The following is a 17,413-nucleotide window of genomic DNA, read 5'->3' as shown; positions in this document are numbered from 1 at the left end:
AAATGAAAATTGTTTGGTTCAAGAGAGATTTGCGTTTGCACGATCATGAAGCCTTACATGAAGCCTTATCGACTTCGGGGAAGACTTTATTGCTTTACATTTTTGAACCTTCGTTGATGAAAGATTACCATTACAGTCAACGTCATTTTGATTTTATCAAACAATCGCTAGAAGCACTACAAAAAGAGCTTTTAAAATATCATACCCAAATTTTAATTGTTCAAGGCGAAGCGGTTACTGTATTTGAAAAACTTACCCAACTCATCTCTGTAAAAGCAGTATATTCGTATCAAGAAACTGGAATTCAATTGACTTTTGATAGAGATTTGGCTGTAGCTATATTACTTAAAAGTAAAGGAATTATTTGGAATGAATACATTACAAATGGTGTCATTCGCGGAATTAAAAACAGAAAAACGTGGAAAGAAGATTGGTATGATTTTATGGACAAAGATTGCCTTCCTTTTCAACCCACACCCAGAAGTTTTGTCAAATATATAGAGATTGAAGAATTAGAAAATCATTTCGAAATTCCATCCATACAAACAGTTCACAATCCAAATTTTCAAAAAGGTGGCGTTCCAACTGCTTTGCGCTACATGGAATCTTTTTTTGAAGAACGGGTTCAAAATTACAGCAATCACATTTCAAAACCCGAATTAGGTAGAAAAGGATGTAGTCGATTATCGCCTTATATTGCTTGGGGAAATTTATCTATCAGACAAGTGTATACCAAAGCTTGGGAAATGCATCAACAAGGAAAATTCAAACGTCAGATATCAAATTTTGCGTCAAGATTACGTTGGCAAGCCCATTTTATTCAGAAATTTGAAATGGAAAGTTCTATGGAATTCATCGCGGTAAATAAAGGCTATCGCAATCTTAATCAAAGAGTTAATGAGAAATATCATAAAGCTTGGATAACAGGAAAAACAGGTATTCCATTAGTTGATGCTTGCATGCGATGTTTGAATACGACAGGTTATTTGAATTTTAGAATGCGAGCTTTGGTAGTTTCGTTTTACACACATCATTTGTTTCAACCTTGGCAAAATTGTAGTCCGCATTTAGCACAACAATTCTTAGATTTTGAACCTGGAATACATTATCCTCAAATTCAAATGCAAGCGGGGGTGACTGGAATTAACACCTTACGTGTTTATAATCCTGTAAAAAACTCATATGAACATGATGTTGATGGCACTTTTATCAAAAAGTGGGTGCCAGAATTAGCACAAATTCCTACAGAATTTATTCATGAACCATGGAAATTAACTCCCATTGAACAAATGTTGTATAATTTTGAAATAGGTCGCGATTATCCTTATCCTATTGTAAATTTGGAAGAAGCGCGTAAATTTTCAAGTGATTTTTTTTGGTCAATGCGAAAAGACGAATCCGTTAAAAAAGATAGCAAACGAATAGTTGAAAAACACACGTTTCAAGATAGAGAAATCAGTTAATTTAAATCTCGAACTTTCTCAAAATTCAATTCATTAAAATGCTGAATCACCACGTTTGCTTTTGATAAATCCTGATTTTTAGAATGAAAGCTATTATAACCCACACAAAAAATTCCAGCTGAAATTGCGGCTTGAATTCCGTTTGTGCTGTCTTCAATTACGATACAATTTTCTTTTGGAGCAATCGATAAACTCGCAGCATATTCAAAAATGGCAGGATGTGGTTTTGACTTTGGAAAATCTTCTCCCGAAACAATATGCGTAAAATATTGATGCAAATTAAAACGAGTAAACACTCGGTTAATCGTAACATTTGACGCTGAAGAAGCAACAATCAATTGGATTCCATTCGCATGTAAATCTTTGATTAAATCTTCTACTCCTTCAATTAAATACAAATCTTCTTTTGAATCGAAGGCATCATTGAAAAGATTTCGTTTGGTTAAAATCAAATCTTCCACCTCTTCAACTAAACTGAATCGCTCTTTTAGTTTTTGAAAAATATTTCGAGTCGAATTTCCAGTAAATGAAGCATATAACTCATCTGAAACTTCTATATTTAATTGTTTAAAGTGTTTGTGATACGCATAATGATGTACCGGTTCGGTATCAACAATTACACCATCCATATCAAAAATTACTGTTTGTATCATTTCATTTCTTTAAGAAATACAAAAGTGCAAATGTTTTTTGCGTAAAAAAAACAATTTGTATTAAACCTTTTTGAATATCTTTAGTCTTATGAAAATAATTGATTGACTTTGCAAGACGAGAAAGCATTTGTATTAGAATTACTAAACCCTAAAACGCAAAATGAAGCGTTTAGAAAACTCTTGCAATTATATCAAAAACCTTTATACAATCATGTCAGAGGAATGGTTTTGAATCATGATGATGCTGATGATGTATTACAAAATACGTTTATTAAAGTATTTGCCAATTTAAAGAGTTTTAAAGGCGATAGTAAACTTTTCTCATGGATGTACCGAATAGCAACCAATGAAGCAATTACTTTTATGCAGCAAAGAGCCAAAAAACAAGGTATCAGCAGCGAAGAAGCCCAACAAAAAGCATTGAATAAGTTAGAAAGTGATGTGTTTTTTGATGGAAATGAAATTCAATTAAAACTTCAAAAAGCGATTGCTACTTTACCCGAAAAACAACAACTTGTCTTTAAAATGAAATATTTTGAAGAATTAAAATATGAAGAAATGTCTGAAATTTTAACTACTTCGGTAGGCGCTTTAAAAGCGAGTTATCATATCGCTGTAAAGAAAATTGAAGAATTTTTACATACCAATTAAACCTTTTAGTACTATTTTTGTCTAATGAATATGAAACGATTTGATTTAGAAAATAACGATAAAATTAACTCTGGATTTAAAACTCCTGAGCACTACTTTGAGCTATTTGAGGCCAAAATGATGCAACAAATTTCTGCCGAAAAGCCAGCCAAAGAAGTGAAAGTGGTTTCCTTATTTTACCGTAAACAAGTGTGGATTAGTAGTATTGCAGCACTATTTTTATTAGCAATCGCTATCCCTGTATATTTTAATATGGCAAAGGAAAGTAATTTAGAATCCACTACAATTGAAAGCTATTTAGCTGAGCAACAAAGTGTTAACACAAACGAATTGATTCAACATTTATCTGATGAAGATATTACTGAATTAGAATCTACACTTGGTGTTTCTACCACGGAAAGTGATGAGATAGAAGACTATTTATCTGAAACTGAAAACCTAGACTATATTTTAAACGAATAAAGATATGAAAACGAAAATTATATTACCTTTTATATTGTTGTTAGTAACTTCAATTTCCTTAGCGCAGGGATTTAAAGATAAAAAAGAAAAAGTAAAAGCTTTAAAAGTGGCTTATATTACAGAACAACTGGATTTAACTACTGAAGAAGCGCAAAAATTTTGGCCTATCTACAATGCGTTTGATGACAAACAAGCCGAGTTGCGTCATGAAAAAATGAAAGCTATTTTAGATCGATTTGAACCTGGAAGTGTTGAAAAATTATCAGAAAAAGAAGCTTCTGCTCTACTGACTCAAATGGAAACTATTGAAGAAAGCTTGTTTACACTTCGTAAAAAATTCATCAAAGACTTACAAGGTGTTATCAGTGCAAAGAAAATTATTAAACTTAAAAAAGCTGAAGAAGATTTCAATCGTCATTTATTAAAACAAATACGAGAAAAAAGAAAAGGATAAAAAAAACGCTCAATTAATAGTTGAGCGTTTTTTTTTACTTTATTTCAAACCGAACTAATTTATTTCTACCTGTGGCATAAAACACTTTTTCAGATTCAAATCTAAAGGTGTAAAAATCTTTATCATCAGAAAATTTTGTCCAAGTTTTACCAAAATCAGGAGAATAAAATAATCCTGTTCCACCAACCGAAATTAGTTGTTGTCCGTTACTTTTGGGCACAAACTGAATACATGAAGTATAACCAAAAGCTTCGTTTTCAGCAATCAATTGCCATGATTTTCCACCATTGTTTGTGATGGCTTTATTTGACCAATTTTGATTTTGATTCAAGTAATTCCCACCAGCAATAATTCCTGTTTTTTCGTTGTAAAAATCAGCTGTAAAAATTCCAGTCATTTCTTCACCTTGAACAATCGGCGTTTCATATACTTGCCAAGTAGTTCCGAAATCGTGCGAAACAAAAACACGTGATTTCTTGCCGCCAGAAACCATAAAAATTGATTTTCCTTTTACAATTAAATTTGTATTACTCGTTGCGAAAGCAGCTTCACCTTCATTCACTTTAGGTAAATTTACACATGAAATCTTCTGCCAAGAATTGCCCCCATCAGTTGTTTTAATAAACGACAAACAATCTTCTGTTGGGTCACCCATTGCAAAACCGTTCAAATTGTCAACAAATTGCATGCTATCGTAAAATACTTTCTCGTTTTCTTCTTGGTAAACAATGGTTTCTTGTAACGATTTTTTATCAATTTTAATCAACTTGGCTGGATTTCCAACAGCCAAAATAAAAATTGCGTCTTTAGTAGCGGCAATACTTCTAAATTCTGTAGTATTGGATACGCTTTGAATTGTTTTTACTATTAATGTATCTTTTTTCTTATCGTAAAAACCATACCTGCCTTTATCCATTCCTAACCATACTTTATCAGCATCAACAAAAATGGCTCGGCAGCTTAATTTTTCTGTTGAAATAATTCTAGAGTCAAATGTAGGAGTAGCAATTTCTTTTTTTGAAGCACAACTCATACAGATTAAAAGTATAAATAAATAGTTTTTCATGTGGTGATATAATATTTTCAAATATAAGTGATAAATTTTTATACGCTAAATTTATTTTACAAAATACTAAATATCAACACTTTAATATATATAATATTTTTTTGGCACAGAAATTGGTTAACATAAAATATGAAATTAGTGTTTAACCAAAAACAATATTATGAAAACGAAATTACTTTCAATAAGCGCATTAGCAATGTTGTCTGTGACATCATTGTTTGCTCAGGAAAAAACTACTGTTACAGCTTCAAGTGCTGATATTAGTGATAACTTAGATTTAAGAGCCATTGCATCTGTATTTGGTGACGCATCTAATTTAGAAGACTTTGAAAATAGAATTAACGATCCAAAAGCACAACTTTCAAATTTAGATTTAAACAACGATAATTATGTAGATTATCTTCGTGTGATTGAATCTGTTGAAGGCAATGTACACTTGATAATTGTGCAAGCAGTTTTAGATAAAGACGTTTATCAAGATGTAGCTACAATTGAAATTGAACGCGATAGAAACAATAAAGTACAGGTACAAGTTGTGGGCGACGTTTATATGTATGGAGAAAACTATATTTATGAACCAGTTTATGTACATACACCTATAATTTATACTACTTTTTGGGTAACCAATTATCGTCCATACTGTTCTTCTTGGTACTGGAACTATTACCCTAGCTATTATTACTATTGGAATCCGTTCCCTGTATTTAGATATAGAAATCATATTCATGTGCATATTAATTTTGGTCATTCATACCATTATGTAAGCCATAGAAGATGCCATGCTGCATATTCATCTTATTATGGAAGAAGAGGAAATGGTTATGAATCAAGACATCCAAATCGTTCATTTGCACACAGAAATGCAGGATACACTAACAGACATGAATTAGACAACAATAGAACTATAAAATCACCCAGAACAAGAGGTGAAATAACATCAGAACCAAGAGCTAATACTGGCACTAGAGCAACTACAGCAACTCCTAGAACAAGAGATAATGAAGTTGGAACTCCAAGAAATAGTTCTTCTCCAAGAGCAACCACTCCAAGAGGAAACGAAGTAAATGATGAACCTAGAACAAGTTTGCCAAGAAATAACGGTCCAAAAACTGAAAACCCAAGAACATATACTGAACCAAGAAATAATACTCCAAAAGCAAGTACGCCAAGAGCTGAAAACCCAAGAGAATATACTGAACCAAGAACAAGTTCACCAAAAACGGAAAGCCCAAGAGGATACGCTGAGCCAAGAACACAATCTTCGCCAAAAATGAGTGCACCGAGAGGAGATTCAGGACAACGCAATAGTGCTCCAAGAGGCAATTCAGGTTCAAGAAGTTCGGGTTCAAGAAACACTGGAAGAGGATAAAACATAAAGCTGCCAATTTAGGCAGCTTTTTTTATTTTTATTCCTATCTTTGCAGGCTGATTTAAAATAAAAAATGAGATTACATAGAAATTTAGTATTCACCACTATTGATTCGCTAATGGCGATTTTTAACGAAGGTGAATACGCTGATAAAGTTGTTGCGAGAGCGCTAAAAAAGGACAAACGTTGGGGAAGTCACGATAGGAAGTTCGTGGCAGAAACAATATACGAAATAGTGCGTTGGAAACGTCTATATGTAGAAATTGCAGAAGTAAAAGAACCTTTTGATAGAGATAAAATTTGGAGAATATTTGCAGTATGGGCGGTATTGAGAGGTTATACCCTACCCGATTGGAAATATTTTGAAGCAACACCTGTAAGACGAATCAAAGGAAAATTTGATGAATTAAGCAAAACCAGAAAATTTAAAGAATCGATTCCTGATTGGATGGATGAATTAGGTGTTAAGGAATTAGGCGAAGAAATTTGGACCAAAGAACTTGCAGCTCAAAATGAACAAGCTAAAGTAATCTTAAGAGTAAACAAGCTTAAAACTACAAAAGAAAAGTTAAGAGCTATCTTAATGGATTTGAATATTGTTACCGAGTTTCATAACGATTATCCAGATGCCTTAATTTTAACAGAAAGAGCCAATGTCTTTTTAACAGATGCTTTTAAAGATGGATTGTTTGAAGTACAAGATGCTTCATCTCAATTAGTAGCTTATTTCTTAGATGTTAAACCTGGAATGCGGGTGGTAGATACTTGTGCGGGTGCGGGTGGAAAAACCTTACATTTGGCTTCATTAATGGAAAACAAAGGACAATTGATTGCTATGGATTTATATGAAAGTAAATTAAAGCAATTAAAAATTAGAGCCAAAAGAAACGGTGCTTTCAACATTGAACCAAGAGTAATTGAAAGTACTAAAACCATTAAAAAATTACACGAAAAGGCCGATAGAGTGTTAATCGATGCCCCATGTAGTGGATTAGGTGTTTTAAAAAGAAACCCAGACAGCAAGTGGAAATTACAGCCAGAATTTATTGATAATATTCGTAAAGTTCAGGCTGAAGTTTTAGAAAATTATTCAAAAATTGTAAAACCTGGTGGAAAATTAGTATATGCTACTTGTTCGGTTTTACCCTCAGAAAATCAAGAACAAATTAAGCATTTCTTAAGTACTGAAATAGGAAAAGAATTTACCTTTGTTGAAGATAAAAAAGTACTGGCACATGAAAGTGGTTTTGATGGATTTTACATGGCCTTGTTAGAAAGAAAAAATAAATAAATATGAAAAAAAACATTACCCTAATAACGTTTTTATTGTGTTCATTAATTGGTTGGGCACAAATTCCAGCTGGATATTATAATACAGCAACTGGTACAGGTTTGACTTTAAAAACAAATCTAAAAAAAATAATTGATAATGTAAGTGATGGTATTCCTTCAGAACATTTACATGCTGACCAAGGATATGCAGCACTTTGGACACTTTATACACACACTGCATTTAGAGATAATTACTATGAGAATGATGGAAGTCTTTTAGATTTATATTCTGAAAACCCGTCTGGAGCAGATCCGTATACTTATTCAACAACAACTCAACAATGTGGCTCATATAGTGGCGAAGGTGATTGTTATAATAGAGAACATTTAATTCCTCAATCCTATTTTGATGGATATGCTATTAACCCAATGAAAAATGACCCATTTTTTGTAGTTCCATCAGATGGAAAAGTAAATAATGATAGAAATAATTTGCCTTTTGGAAAAGTGGGTACGGCAACATATACATCTCAAAATGGTTCTAAAAGAGGAAATGGTTTAAATTCAGGGTATGCTTTAGGTTATTCTGGTATTGTATTTGAGCCTATTGATGAATTTAAAGGTGATGTTGCCAGAGCATTTTTCTATTTTGCTACTCGTTATGAAGACAATATGGATGAGTTTTATAGTTCAGCAAATGCTGCTACTTGTGAAGCTAAAAATATGTTTGATGGATCAATTGGTAGGGTTTTTACAAATCCTTTTTTAGATATTCTTGTAAAATGGCATACAGACGATCCTGTAAGTGCAAAAGAAATTGCGATTAATAATGACATTTACTACAATCACCAAAGTAATAGAAATCCATATATAGATCATCCAGAATATGTTGGGATTATATGGAATAGCTTCTTAGGAAGTGATTCATTCGCATTTGAAAACTCAATTTCAGTTTATCCAAATCCAGCAATTCATAATGAGGTTTATGTTTTGACGACAACTGAGTTAAAATCAATTGTATTATACAACATCAATGGACAAATTATTCAAGAGATTAATAATCCTTCTAAAGTTGAAAATGATACTTACAAATTGGCCAACTTACCAAAAGGGTTTTATTTATTACAATTGTCTTCTGAAAATACTACAACCACTAAGAAAGTTCTTGTAAACTAACACCGTTAAAATATACAAAAGAAAAGCCTCTTCAAATGAAGAGGCTTTTCTTTTGTATAATCTATTTTTTTATTTACTAATGACAATTGGCTTCAGACTGAACAAATAAACTCATATTACTAGGTGACAGATAAGGAATATCTAATCCTAATCCTCTAATTATAAAGAGCATACCTATTACTACAGCTACTACAGGTATAATTTTTTGTAATGTCCCTCTAAAAGAAAATGACAAAAGGTTTGAAACATAAATCACAGCGGTTAACATCGGAATTGTACCAATACCAAAAAGAATCATATACAAAACCCCTAATGAAATACTTTGCATAGCAATTGCTCCAAAAATAGCTACATATACCATTCCACAAGGTAAAAACCCATTTAATAAACCAATCGTGAATAACGATTTATAACTTTTGTTTTTAAATTGTTTTCCTAAACTTGATTTGACTTTTGTGATGACCTTGTACACCGGCTTAGAAAAATTGTATTTAGCAAATATTTTTTCAGGAACTAATGCAACAACAATCATCAAAACACCTACAATTATTGACAATTGCTGTTGCATACCTGCCAAATAAAAACTTCTGCCTAATAACCCAAAAACTAGACCTAAAATTCCATAAGCAGTCAATTTCCCAATATGATACGTTATAATTTGAGTGATTTTTTTGGCTTCATTGTTTCTATCAACAGGTAACATCATAGCAATTGGTCCGCACATTCCTACGCAGTGAAAACTACTAATTAACCCAAATATCAAAGCCGAATAAAGCATTACAAATTAAACGATTGCTTATTAATATATTCTTTTCCTTCGTAATTCCAATTTATAGAAATGTCCCAAAGACCGCCAGCCAAATTACTTTTAGGTATGAGCAAATGTGGACTAGAAAGTGAAAGTTTAATTTCAAAATCAAGTTTCTGACTGGACGGTCTATAAAAGGACACTTTTCCATTTATTTTTGAATAATCAAAATTGGCAGGGAATTGAATTTTAATTCCTTCTGCAGTGTTTTCAATTATAACTTTTTCTTTTAAAGCATTTGCATTTTGTTGTTTCTCGATGTCACCTTGAACTGTAGCTTCCTTTTTGTAATAATCTTCAACTACTAGTTCATTGTCATATTTATCATTTGATTGTACTTTAAAAACAAATGATAAAATGAATATCATAAATACTGCAAATGCAATTACAATTCCTGTTCCCCAATTAATTTTCATAGCGCTTTTTTTTTTAATTAAAACTTCTTGGTCCCATAAAGTTAGTAGTTGTTTTTTCTATTAACTTTTTACCATCATAAATTTCAATTTTTAATTGAATATTTTCATCTTCTAAAACATTTTCAGGAATTTCAATAAATAATGTTCCACTTGCTAAGCCTTGCTTAGGAACTTTTATTACTGGACTTCCTACTAATTTAATATCACCTTTAAAGTTAACTACTTTAAAACTTACATTATCAAATGAATGCTCCGTTTTATTTACAATTTTATATGTGTATATATTCCTAATATTAGTACCATCATGTTGAAACAACTGTCCTGGTAATGGTAATAAATTAGCCTCGACATCATTTCTCAAGAATAACATTGTAGTTAACACACCTAATAAAAGTAGTAAAACGGCAATATATCCTTTCATTCGAGTTGTTAATTTGAATTTTTCCTTTTTAACAATCTCGTCTTCGCTTGCATAACGGATTAATCCTTTAGGCAGACCAACTTTTTCCATGATAATATCACATTCATCAATACATGCGGTACAATTAATACATTCTAATTGAGTTCCGTTTCTAATATCAATTCCTGTTGGACAAACTACAACGCACTGGTTACAATCGATACAATCTCCATAACCTGCTGCAGTTCTATCTTCACCATTTCTCCATTTTTTTCTTCCGTTTTCACCTTCACCTCTTACATGGTCATAAGCTACATTAATAGATTTATTATCTAATAATACACCTTGCATTCTTCCATATGGACAAGCAATAATACAAACTTGTTCTCTAAACCACGCAAAAACAAAGTAAAAAACTGCTGTAAAAATTAATAATGCTACTAAAGTACTGATATGGTTAGCTGGTCCTTCGGTTACCATTTTTAGTAACTTATCGCTACTAATCAAATACGCTAAAAAAACATTTGCAATAAAGAATGAAAAAATAAAAAAGATAATCCATTTAGTGAATCTTTTTCTTATTTTTTCAGCATTCCATTCCTGCTTATTTAAGCGTAATTGGGCACCTCTGTCACCATCTATCCAATATTCTATTCTTCTAAACACCATTTCCATAAAAATAGTTTGCGGACAAAACCATCCACAAAATATTCTTCCAAACGCAACTGTAAATAATGTTAATCCAACGACTCCAACAATCATTGAAATAACAAATAAGTGAAAATCTTGTGGCCAAAATGCAAATCCAAAAATGCTAAAACGTCTTTCCAGAACATTAAACATTAAAAACTGATTTCCATTAATTTTAACAAAAGGAGAAGCAATTAAAAAAACCAATAAGAAATAACTTAACAGTTTTCTTTTATCATAAAATGGTCCAGAAGGTTTTTTAGGAAAAATAAAATTTCTTTTCCCATCTGCATTGATTGTTGCTATTGTGTCTCTAAAACTTTCGTCGTTAATTGTTGACATCTTATTGTAGATTTGATATAGGTTAAAAAAGGTTTTGAGTAAACTCAAAACCTTTTTTTAAGAATATTATTTTGTAGCTGGTGTGGCTACTTTAGTAGAATCTGAAACTTTTTCAGTTGGTTGAGCTGCTGTTGCTTCTTCAACCCATATTTCACCCTCTGCTGCTTTAGCTCCTGCAGGATTAGTTCCTTGCAAACTTAAGATATAACTTGCAACACTTTGAATTTCGGTAGGTTTAAGGTTTTTATTCCAAGCTACCATTGTTGCATTATTTTTACTTCCTTCAGAAATTAACTTGAAGACATTTTTGATACCACCTCCGTTAATCCAATGTTTATCTGTTAAGTTTGGTCCTACAAGTCCTCCTCCATCTGCTTTATGACAAGCTGCACAAGCATTTGTAAAAATTTCTTTTCCTTTTGCTAAGCTTGCTGCATCTGTTAAAAGTGTTACTTTGTCTACATTCATATCGTCTGGAGCAGCTTTTGCATTTTTAGAATTTTCTAATTCGGCCAATTCAACTTCATTTTTAAATTCTTGTGCTTGATCATAATCACCTACAATATGGAAACGAACCAAATATACTAAAGCAAATATAATTGTACCATAGAATAAATATACCCACCATGGAGGCAACACATTATCTAATTCTTTGATACCATCATAATCATGATCTAACATTACGTCAGATTCTTGCTCGATATCTTTTGAACTTGTAAGTTTACCCATAACATTTTTGAACCCTTTACTTTCAAAAAATGATACTGATTGAGCGTCTTCTAATTGTTTTTTCTGTTCATCTGTTAACAAATGATAAGTAACTTTATCAACCGCATTTACAACTATTTCAATTGCGATTAATAAAAACAGGAATACTCCTAAAAATAAAGCTACCATTGGGAACTTTATGAAAGCGGGCTTATCTCCTGAGTCAATAAAATATTCCAAAGCTGCAAATACAATTGCAAATATTAATGGAACTCTTACGTATGATGGAATTAATTTTTTCATATGTAGATTATTTGTTTTTTTATAAGGAATATGGAATAACCATGATTTTCAAGATTTTATCAATCTAAGTTTTTTTACATCATGGTTATTTCATTATCCACTTTTTATAATTATAACTATTCGTCGTTTAAAGGAAGTTCACTTATTTCTTTAATTTTCTCTTTGCTATAAGTCATTGCCCACACAGTGAACAAAATAAAAGCAGTAAAGAAAATTGTCAGTGAAATAATTGGATAAATTTCCACACCTGCTATAGATTCTAAATTATGTTTTACAAATTTTAGCATAACTAATTAGTTTTTATCTTTAACTTGTGTATCTGTACCTAATCGTTGTAAGTAAGCAATAAGTGCTACAATTTCTCTGTTTTTCAATGGAGAAGCTGTTTCTTTTTCAAACGATTTTTTAATCTCTGAGTTCTTCATTAAATTAGATTCAATTTTAGAAGCTTGTGCATCGATATTTTTCAATGCATCGTTAATTTCAGCATCAGTATATGGAACACCTAAAGTAACCATAGCTCTCATTTTATCTTGAACCATTGAATTATCTAATTCATTTTTAATCAACCACTGGTATCTTGGCATAATTGATTTTTCATTTAAACCTTGAGGATTATACATATGGTTAAAATGCCAATCATCTGATCTACCTCCGTTGAAAGGTTTTCCTGTTACACCTTCTCTAGCTAAATCTGGTCCTGTACGTTTAGAACCCCATAAGAATGGATGATCATAAACAAACTCACCTGCTTTAGAATAATCTCCATAACGCTCAACTTCAGAACGGAAAGGACGAACCATTTGAGAGTGACATCCAACACATCCTTCTCTGATATATAAATCTCTACCTTGTAATTCTAGCGGAGTATATGGTTTAACTGAAGAGATTACTGGAATATTTGATTTTACTAATATTGTAGGCAAAATTTGAACTAAACCACCAATTAAAATTGCAACAGTAGTTAACAACATAAATTGAACTGGTTTTCTTTCTAACCAAGAGTGTAATTTTTCGCCTTTTAATCTACTAGGTGAAATTACTGCTAATGCAGGAGCTTCAGCTAATTCATCTTCTACTGCAACACCTTGCTTAACTGTTCTTATAATATTATAAACTAAAACAATAACTCCAGTTAAGTATAAAGTACCACCTACAGCACGCATCCAATACATTGGCATTAATTCTGTTACAGTTTCAAGGAAGTTACCATATTGTAAAGCTCCACCGTCTGGTTTAAATTGTTTCCACATAGAAGCTTGAGTAAATCCAGCAACATACATTGGTAGTGAATATAAAACGATACCTAATGTACCTATCCAGAAATGGAAATTAGCTAATTTTTCAGAGAATAATTTTGTTTTTGTCATACGAGGTATTAACCAATAGATCATACCAAATGATAAGAAACCATTCCATGCCAAAGCTCCAACGTGTACGTGAGCAATAATCCAGTCTGTAAAGTGAGCAATAGCATTTACATTTTTCAATGATAACATTGGTCCTTCAAAAGTAGCCATACCATAACCTGTAATAGCTACTACAAAGAATTTCAATACTGCATCTGTACGAACTTTATCCCAAACACCTCTTAAAGTTAATAACCCATTAATCATACCTCCCCAAGATGGTGCAATCAACATCACAGAGAAAACTACTCCAAGATTTTGAGCCCAATCAGGTAAAGCTGTATATAATAAGTGGTGAGGTCCAGCCCAAATGTAAATAAAGATTAGAGACCAGAAGTGAATAATTGATAATCTATATGAGTATACTGGACGATTTGCAACTTTTGGTACAAAATAATACATCATACCTAAAAATGGAGTTGTTAAGAAAAATGCTACTGCATTGTGACCATACCACCACTGTACTAATGCGTCTTGAACTCCAGCATATATTGAATATGATTTTAATGCAGACACTGGTAACTCTAAACTATTGAATATATGAAGAACAGCTACTGTTACAAATGTTGCAATGTAAAACCAAATTGCTACATAAATATGACGCTCTCTTCTTTTGATAATAGTTCCAATCATGTTGATACCAAAAACAACCCAAATCAATGCAATTGCAATATCAATAGGCCATTCTAATTCTGCATATTCTTTTGAAGTTGAATATCCAAGAGGTAATGAAACGGCTGCAGCAACTATAATTAATTGCCATCCCCAGAAGTGTACTTTACTTAAAAAGTCACTCAACATTCTTGTTTTTAATAAACGTTGCATTGAGTAATAAACCCCTGCAAACATTGCGTTACCAACAAAGGCAAAAATTACCGCATTGGTGTGTAAAGGTCTCAACCTTCCGAAACTTAAAAACGATATACCGCTTGTTAAATTAGGAAATAGAAACAATAAAGCTAATATAAGCCCTACTAACATTCCAACTACACCGAAAACGATGCTGGCATAGAGGAAATTCCTTACAATTTTGTTGTCGTAATAAAATTGTTGCTTGTCCATAATTAGATTGATTTTTGTTTTTGTTTTTCTGTTTGTATTAATTTGTTTGAATTCTCTTTTACTAGCTCATCATCAAATAACATTCTGACTGATGGTGTATAGTCATCATCATACTGACCGCTTTTAACTGCTTTAATAAAAGCACCTAAAAAAAGCACCGCAACGATGATACTAATTGTGATTAATAAATAAATGACACTCATACCTTAAATTTGTGTTAACAAAGTTACTTCCGCTCCTATTTATAAAATATGATATTTATCATATCTTTATTTTTTATGATAATTACTTGTTTCTAGCAAATACATTTGTCATAATTGTTACAAAGCTTACTATTGTAATTGTACTCAATGGCATAATTATAGCAGCGACGATCGGATCTAACTTCCCTGTAACCGCAAAACTCAGTCCTACAACATTATACAACAAAGACAAACCAAAACTCATATAAATAGTTTTCATAGCATTTTTAGAATATTTCATAAAAAAAGCTATTTTATCAAATTGACTTGCATCTAAAATTCCATCACAAGCTGGAGAAAAAACATTAACATTTTCAGAAATAGAAATTCCGATGTTACTTTGAGCCAAAGCTCCGGCATCATTCAATCCATCTCCAATCATCATTACATTTTTTCCGCTGTTCTGTAATTGTTCAATATAATTTAATTTTTGTTCTGGTTTTTGATTGAAAACTAACAACGTACTTTTAGGAAGCATCTTCTCTAAAATTTTGCGTTCTCCATCATTATCTCCCGATAATACAATTAATTGATATTTGGGGGTTAATTGTTCAAATAATTGTTCTAAACCTTTTCGATATTGGTTGTTAAATACATAACTACCTTTATATACGCCATTAATTTCAACATGTACTTTTGTCTTCTTGTGCGTATTTTCACTCATGTGTTCTAAAAATTGAGAGGAACCCAACTTTATAGTACCTTCCTCAAATTTAGCAAAAATTCCTTTACCAATTACTTCTTCAAAACTAATTGTTTCAATTTTTTCTTGATTGGGTATAAAATCATACAATCTTCTACTCAAGGGATGGTTAGATCCTCTTAGTGCATTTTTTAATAATTTTAATTCAAAATCGTTTAAAATTTGACCCTCATAAGTAATAGAAGTTTTCTTATTGGTAGTAATTGTTCCCGTTTTATCAAATACAATGGTGTCAACTTTTGCTAGTTGTTCTACAACCAAAGCATTTTTTAAATAGAATTTACGATTACCCAAAATTCGCAAAACATTACCCAATGTAAATGGAGCTGTTAATGCCAAAGCACACGGACACGCTACAATTAAAATAGCTGTAAACACATTAAATGCAGTAGAAATGTCAATGAATATCCAATAGACAAATGAAACAACCGCTAAAGCTAATAACGCTGGCGTAAAATAACGACTGATTTTATCGGTTATGGTTTTATGCTGCTGCTCAACCCTCTTTTGAAAAACATCGTTACTCCATAATTGGGTTAAGTAACTTTGAGAAACAGAAAATAACACTTCCATTTCGATGACTTTTCCCAACTGTTTTCCACCCGCAAAAATTTTATCTCCTGATTTTTTTTCAATTTGAACGGCTTCACCTGTAACAAAACTGTAATCTATCGCTGCTTTCTCCGAAATTAATATTCCATCAACTGGAATTAATTCTTGATTTCTAATTAATAACCTATCTCCTTTTTCGATATCATACACTTGAACTGATTCTTCAGTTCCATTTGGTAATACTTTTGTAATTGCAATTGGAAAATATGATTTATAATCACGTTCAAATGAAAGAAAGTCATACGTTTTTTGTTGGAATAATTTTCCTAATAACATAAAGAAAACCAAACCACACATACTATCAAAAAAACCTTGACCATAATCAAAAACAATATCAACAGTACTTCTAACAAACATTACTATAATTCCTAAAGCAATAGGAATATCAATGTTTAACATCCTAGATTTAATACTTTTCCATGCAGAAACATAATAACCTGAAGCAGAATAAATAAAAGAAGGCAATGATAATCCAAAAATTAGCCATCTAAAAAAACCTCTGTATTGGTTAATCCAATATTCTTCAACTTCAAAATATTCAGGAAAGGATAGCAGCATGATATTTCCAAAACAGAAAAAAGCCACACCTATTTTATAGATTAAACTCCTATCTACTTTCTTTTTACCTTCGTCAAAGTTTTCTAAACTAATATAAGGTTCATATCCAATAGAACTTAACAAATAAACAATATCTTTCAAAGAAGTTTTTTCTGGGTTAAATGTTACCCGAACTTTCTTTTCACCAAAATTAACCTGAGAGGTACTTATTCCTGGTTGAAGTTTTTGTAAATTTTCCAAAATCCAAATACACGAACTACAGTGTATATGAGGAATGTAGAGTGAAACAATATGTGTTGTATTCTCTTGGAATTCGAGAAGCTTTGTAACAATTTCTTCATTGTCTAAAAAGTCGTACTTACCTTGTATATCCTGTGGAGTAGCACCTGGTGCTGCCTGAAAATCATAATAACACGATAAATCATTTTGACTAAAAATCTCGTAAACAGTCTTGCAACCATTACAACAAAACTTCTTATCGTCAAATAAAATCTCGTCTTTTTTTATTATTTCATTACCACAATGGAAACAATTTTCTGTGTCCATAAATTTGCTCATTTTACCTTTGACAAAGTTCTTTTATAAATATAGTAC

17 protein-coding genes are annotated in these 17,413 nt (G+C 31.6%); 7 read left to right on the top strand and 10 right to left on the bottom strand.

Going from position 1 to position 17,413, the window contains the following annotated elements; translation table 11 throughout:
- Window positions 1-2 precede the first annotated feature (2 nt).
- Window positions 3-1,463 carry a deoxyribodipyrimidine photo-lyase gene (locus VK164_RS04315; protein WP_324208174.1) on the top strand — a complete coding sequence of 487 codons (1,461 nt, stop codon included), beginning with the start codon at window positions 3-5 and terminating at the stop codon, window positions 1,461-1,463.
- Here VK164_RS04315 and VK164_RS04310 read toward each other — a convergent pair.
- Window positions 1,460-2,116, bottom strand: coding sequence for an HAD family hydrolase (locus VK164_RS04310; RefSeq protein WP_324208173.1), 657 nt, complete (start codon window positions 2,114-2,116; stop codon window positions 1,460-1,462). The two genes, VK164_RS04315 and VK164_RS04310, sit on opposite strands and share 4 nt — an antisense overlap.
- Window positions 2,117-2,224: 108 nt before the next feature.
- Here VK164_RS04310 and VK164_RS04305 point away from each other — a divergent pair, with 108 nt between their 5' ends.
- Genes VK164_RS04305 through VK164_RS04295 form a run of 3 tightly spaced genes read left to right on the top strand, consistent with a single transcriptional unit; the run spans window position 2,225 to window position 3,683 of the window.
- Entirely contained in the window at window positions 2,225-2,767 is a 543-nt protein-coding gene (locus VK164_RS04305; protein ID WP_166236126.1) for an RNA polymerase sigma factor, read from the top strand.
- A 30-nt stretch (window positions 2,768-2,797) separates the two neighbouring features.
- Window positions 2,798-3,229 carry a hypothetical protein gene (locus tag VK164_RS04300; RefSeq protein ID WP_324208172.1) on the top strand — a complete coding sequence of 144 codons (432 nt, stop codon included), beginning with the start codon at window positions 2,798-2,800 and terminating at the stop codon, window positions 3,227-3,229.
- Window positions 3,230-3,233: 4 nt separating this feature from the next.
- A complete protein-coding gene (locus tag VK164_RS04295; protein ID WP_324208171.1) occupies window positions 3,234-3,683 on the top strand; it encodes a sensor of ECF-type sigma factor in 450 nt (149 codons plus the stop codon).
- Window positions 3,684-3,717: 34 nt separating this feature from the next.
- Here VK164_RS04295 and VK164_RS04290 read toward each other — a convergent pair whose 3' ends face one another.
- Complete coding sequence (locus VK164_RS04290) at window positions 3,718-4,749, bottom strand: oxidoreductase (protein WP_324208170.1); 1,032 nt, start codon at window positions 4,747-4,749, stop codon at window positions 3,718-3,720.
- Between the two features lie 160 nt (window positions 4,750-4,909).
- On the opposite strand from VK164_RS04290, the gene VK164_RS04285 reads away from it, so the two are divergent.
- The 3 genes from VK164_RS04285 (at window position 4,910) to VK164_RS04275 (ending at window position 8,566) form a co-directional block, all read left to right on the top strand.
- Complete coding sequence (locus tag VK164_RS04285; protein ID WP_324208169.1) at window positions 4,910-6,118, top strand: hypothetical protein; 1,209 nt, start codon at window positions 4,910-4,912, stop codon at window positions 6,116-6,118.
- A 73-nt stretch (window positions 6,119-6,191) separates the two neighbouring features.
- Window positions 6,192-7,409 (top strand): RsmB/NOP family class I SAM-dependent RNA methyltransferase, encoded by a 1,218-nt coding sequence (locus tag VK164_RS04280; RefSeq protein WP_324208168.1) that lies wholly within the window; start codon window positions 6,192-6,194, stop codon window positions 7,407-7,409.
- A 2-nt stretch (window positions 7,410-7,411) separates the two neighbouring features.
- On the top strand, window positions 7,412-8,566 hold the full coding sequence (locus tag VK164_RS04275) for an endonuclease (protein WP_324208167.1): 1,155 nt from the start codon (window positions 7,412-7,414) through the stop codon (window positions 8,564-8,566).
- 76 nt (window positions 8,567-8,642) lie between these two features.
- On the opposite strand, the gene VK164_RS04270 is transcribed toward VK164_RS04275, so the two are convergent.
- The 8 genes from VK164_RS04270 to VK164_RS04235 form a co-directional block, all read right to left on the bottom strand.
- Window positions 8,643-9,344, bottom strand: coding sequence for a sulfite exporter TauE/SafE family protein (locus tag VK164_RS04270; protein ID WP_324208166.1), 702 nt, complete (start codon window positions 9,342-9,344; stop codon window positions 8,643-8,645).
- Window positions 9,344-9,790, bottom strand: a complete 447-nt coding sequence (locus tag VK164_RS04265) for a FixH family protein (protein ID WP_324208165.1) — start codon at window positions 9,788-9,790, stop codon at window positions 9,344-9,346. Before VK164_RS04265 ends, VK164_RS04270 begins: the two co-directional genes overlap by 1 nt.
- Before the next feature lie 13 nt (window positions 9,791-9,803).
- Complete coding sequence (ccoG, locus tag VK164_RS04260) at window positions 9,804-11,222, bottom strand: cytochrome c oxidase accessory protein CcoG (RefSeq protein WP_324208164.1); 1,419 nt, start codon at window positions 11,220-11,222, stop codon at window positions 9,804-9,806.
- Window positions 11,223-11,288: 66 nt separating this feature from the next.
- Window positions 11,289-12,233, bottom strand: coding sequence for a cbb3-type cytochrome c oxidase N-terminal domain-containing protein (locus VK164_RS04255; protein ID WP_324208163.1), 945 nt, complete (start codon window positions 12,231-12,233; stop codon window positions 11,289-11,291).
- A gap of 116 nt (window positions 12,234-12,349) precedes the next feature.
- Complete coding sequence (locus VK164_RS04250) at window positions 12,350-12,520, bottom strand: CcoQ/FixQ family Cbb3-type cytochrome c oxidase assembly chaperone (protein ID WP_288980569.1); 171 nt, start codon at window positions 12,518-12,520, stop codon at window positions 12,350-12,352.
- A gap of 6 nt (window positions 12,521-12,526) precedes the next feature.
- Entirely contained in the window at window positions 12,527-14,704 is a 2,178-nt protein-coding gene (gene ccoN / locus VK164_RS04245) for a cytochrome-c oxidase, cbb3-type subunit I (protein ID WP_324208162.1), read from the bottom strand.
- A 2-nt stretch (window positions 14,705-14,706) separates the two neighbouring features.
- Window positions 14,707-14,907 carry a cbb3-type cytochrome oxidase assembly protein CcoS gene (gene ccoS, locus VK164_RS04240; RefSeq protein WP_288982047.1) on the bottom strand — a complete coding sequence of 67 codons (201 nt, stop codon included), beginning with the start codon at window positions 14,905-14,907 and terminating at the stop codon, window positions 14,707-14,709.
- A gap of 82 nt (window positions 14,908-14,989) precedes the next feature.
- Window positions 14,990-17,365, bottom strand: coding sequence for a heavy metal translocating P-type ATPase (locus VK164_RS04235; RefSeq protein WP_324208161.1), 2,376 nt, complete (start codon window positions 17,363-17,365; stop codon window positions 14,990-14,992).
- Window positions 17,366-17,413: the final 48 nt, after the last annotated feature.

It is taken from the genome of Flavobacterium sp. (assembly GCF_035299005.1).
Classification (GTDB): domain Bacteria; phylum Bacteroidota; class Bacteroidia; order Flavobacteriales; family Flavobacteriaceae; genus Flavobacterium.
Note: the sequence above shows the minus strand (reverse complement) of the source record. Positions and strands in the feature narration are given on the sequence as shown.

Bases quoted from the DNA above. Each gene is read 5' to 3' on its own strand.
- VK164_RS04250 (WP_288980569.1), bottom strand. From the start codon at position 12,520: ATGCTAAAATTTGTAAAACATAATTTAGAATCTATAGCAGGTGTGGAA.
- VK164_RS04310 (WP_324208173.1), bottom strand. From the start codon at position 2,116: ATGATACAAACAGTAATTTTTGATATGGATGGTGTAATTGTTGATACC.
- VK164_RS04295 (WP_324208171.1), top strand. From the start codon at position 3,234: ATGAAAACGAAAATTATATTACCTTTTATATTGTTGTTAGTAACTTCA.
- ccoG (WP_324208164.1), bottom strand. From the start codon at position 11,222: ATGTCAACAATTAACGACGAAAGTTTTAGAGACACAATAGCAACAATC.
- VK164_RS04290 (WP_324208170.1), bottom strand. From the start codon at position 4,749: ATGAAAAACTATTTATTTATACTTTTAATCTGTATGAGTTGTGCTTCA.
- VK164_RS04280 (WP_324208168.1), top strand. From the start codon at position 6,192: ATGAGATTACATAGAAATTTAGTATTCACCACTATTGATTCGCTAATG.
- VK164_RS04235 (WP_324208161.1), bottom strand. From the start codon at position 17,365: ATGGACACAGAAAATTGTTTCCATTGTGGTAATGAAATAATAAAAAAA.
- VK164_RS04285 (WP_324208169.1), top strand. From the start codon at position 4,910: ATGAAAACGAAATTACTTTCAATAAGCGCATTAGCAATGTTGTCTGTG.
- VK164_RS04300 (WP_324208172.1), top strand. From the start codon at position 2,798: ATGAAACGATTTGATTTAGAAAATAACGATAAAATTAACTCTGGATTT.
- ccoN (WP_324208162.1), bottom strand. From the start codon at position 14,704: ATGGACAAGCAACAATTTTATTACGACAACAAAATTGTAAGGAATTTC.
- VK164_RS04270 (WP_324208166.1), bottom strand. From the start codon at position 9,344: ATGCTTTATTCGGCTTTGATATTTGGGTTAATTAGTAGTTTTCACTGC.
- VK164_RS04315 (WP_324208174.1), top strand. From the start codon at position 3: ATGAAAATTGTTTGGTTCAAGAGAGATTTGCGTTTGCACGATCATGAA.
- VK164_RS04275 (WP_324208167.1), top strand. From the start codon at position 7,412: ATGAAAAAAAACATTACCCTAATAACGTTTTTATTGTGTTCATTAATT.
- VK164_RS04265 (WP_324208165.1), bottom strand. From the start codon at position 9,790: ATGAAAATTAATTGGGGAACAGGAATTGTAATTGCATTTGCAGTATTT.
- VK164_RS04255 (WP_324208163.1), bottom strand. From the start codon at position 12,233: ATGAAAAAATTAATTCCATCATACGTAAGAGTTCCATTAATATTTGCA.
- ccoS (WP_288982047.1), bottom strand. From the start codon at position 14,907: ATGAGTGTCATTTATTTATTAATCACAATTAGTATCATCGTTGCGGTG.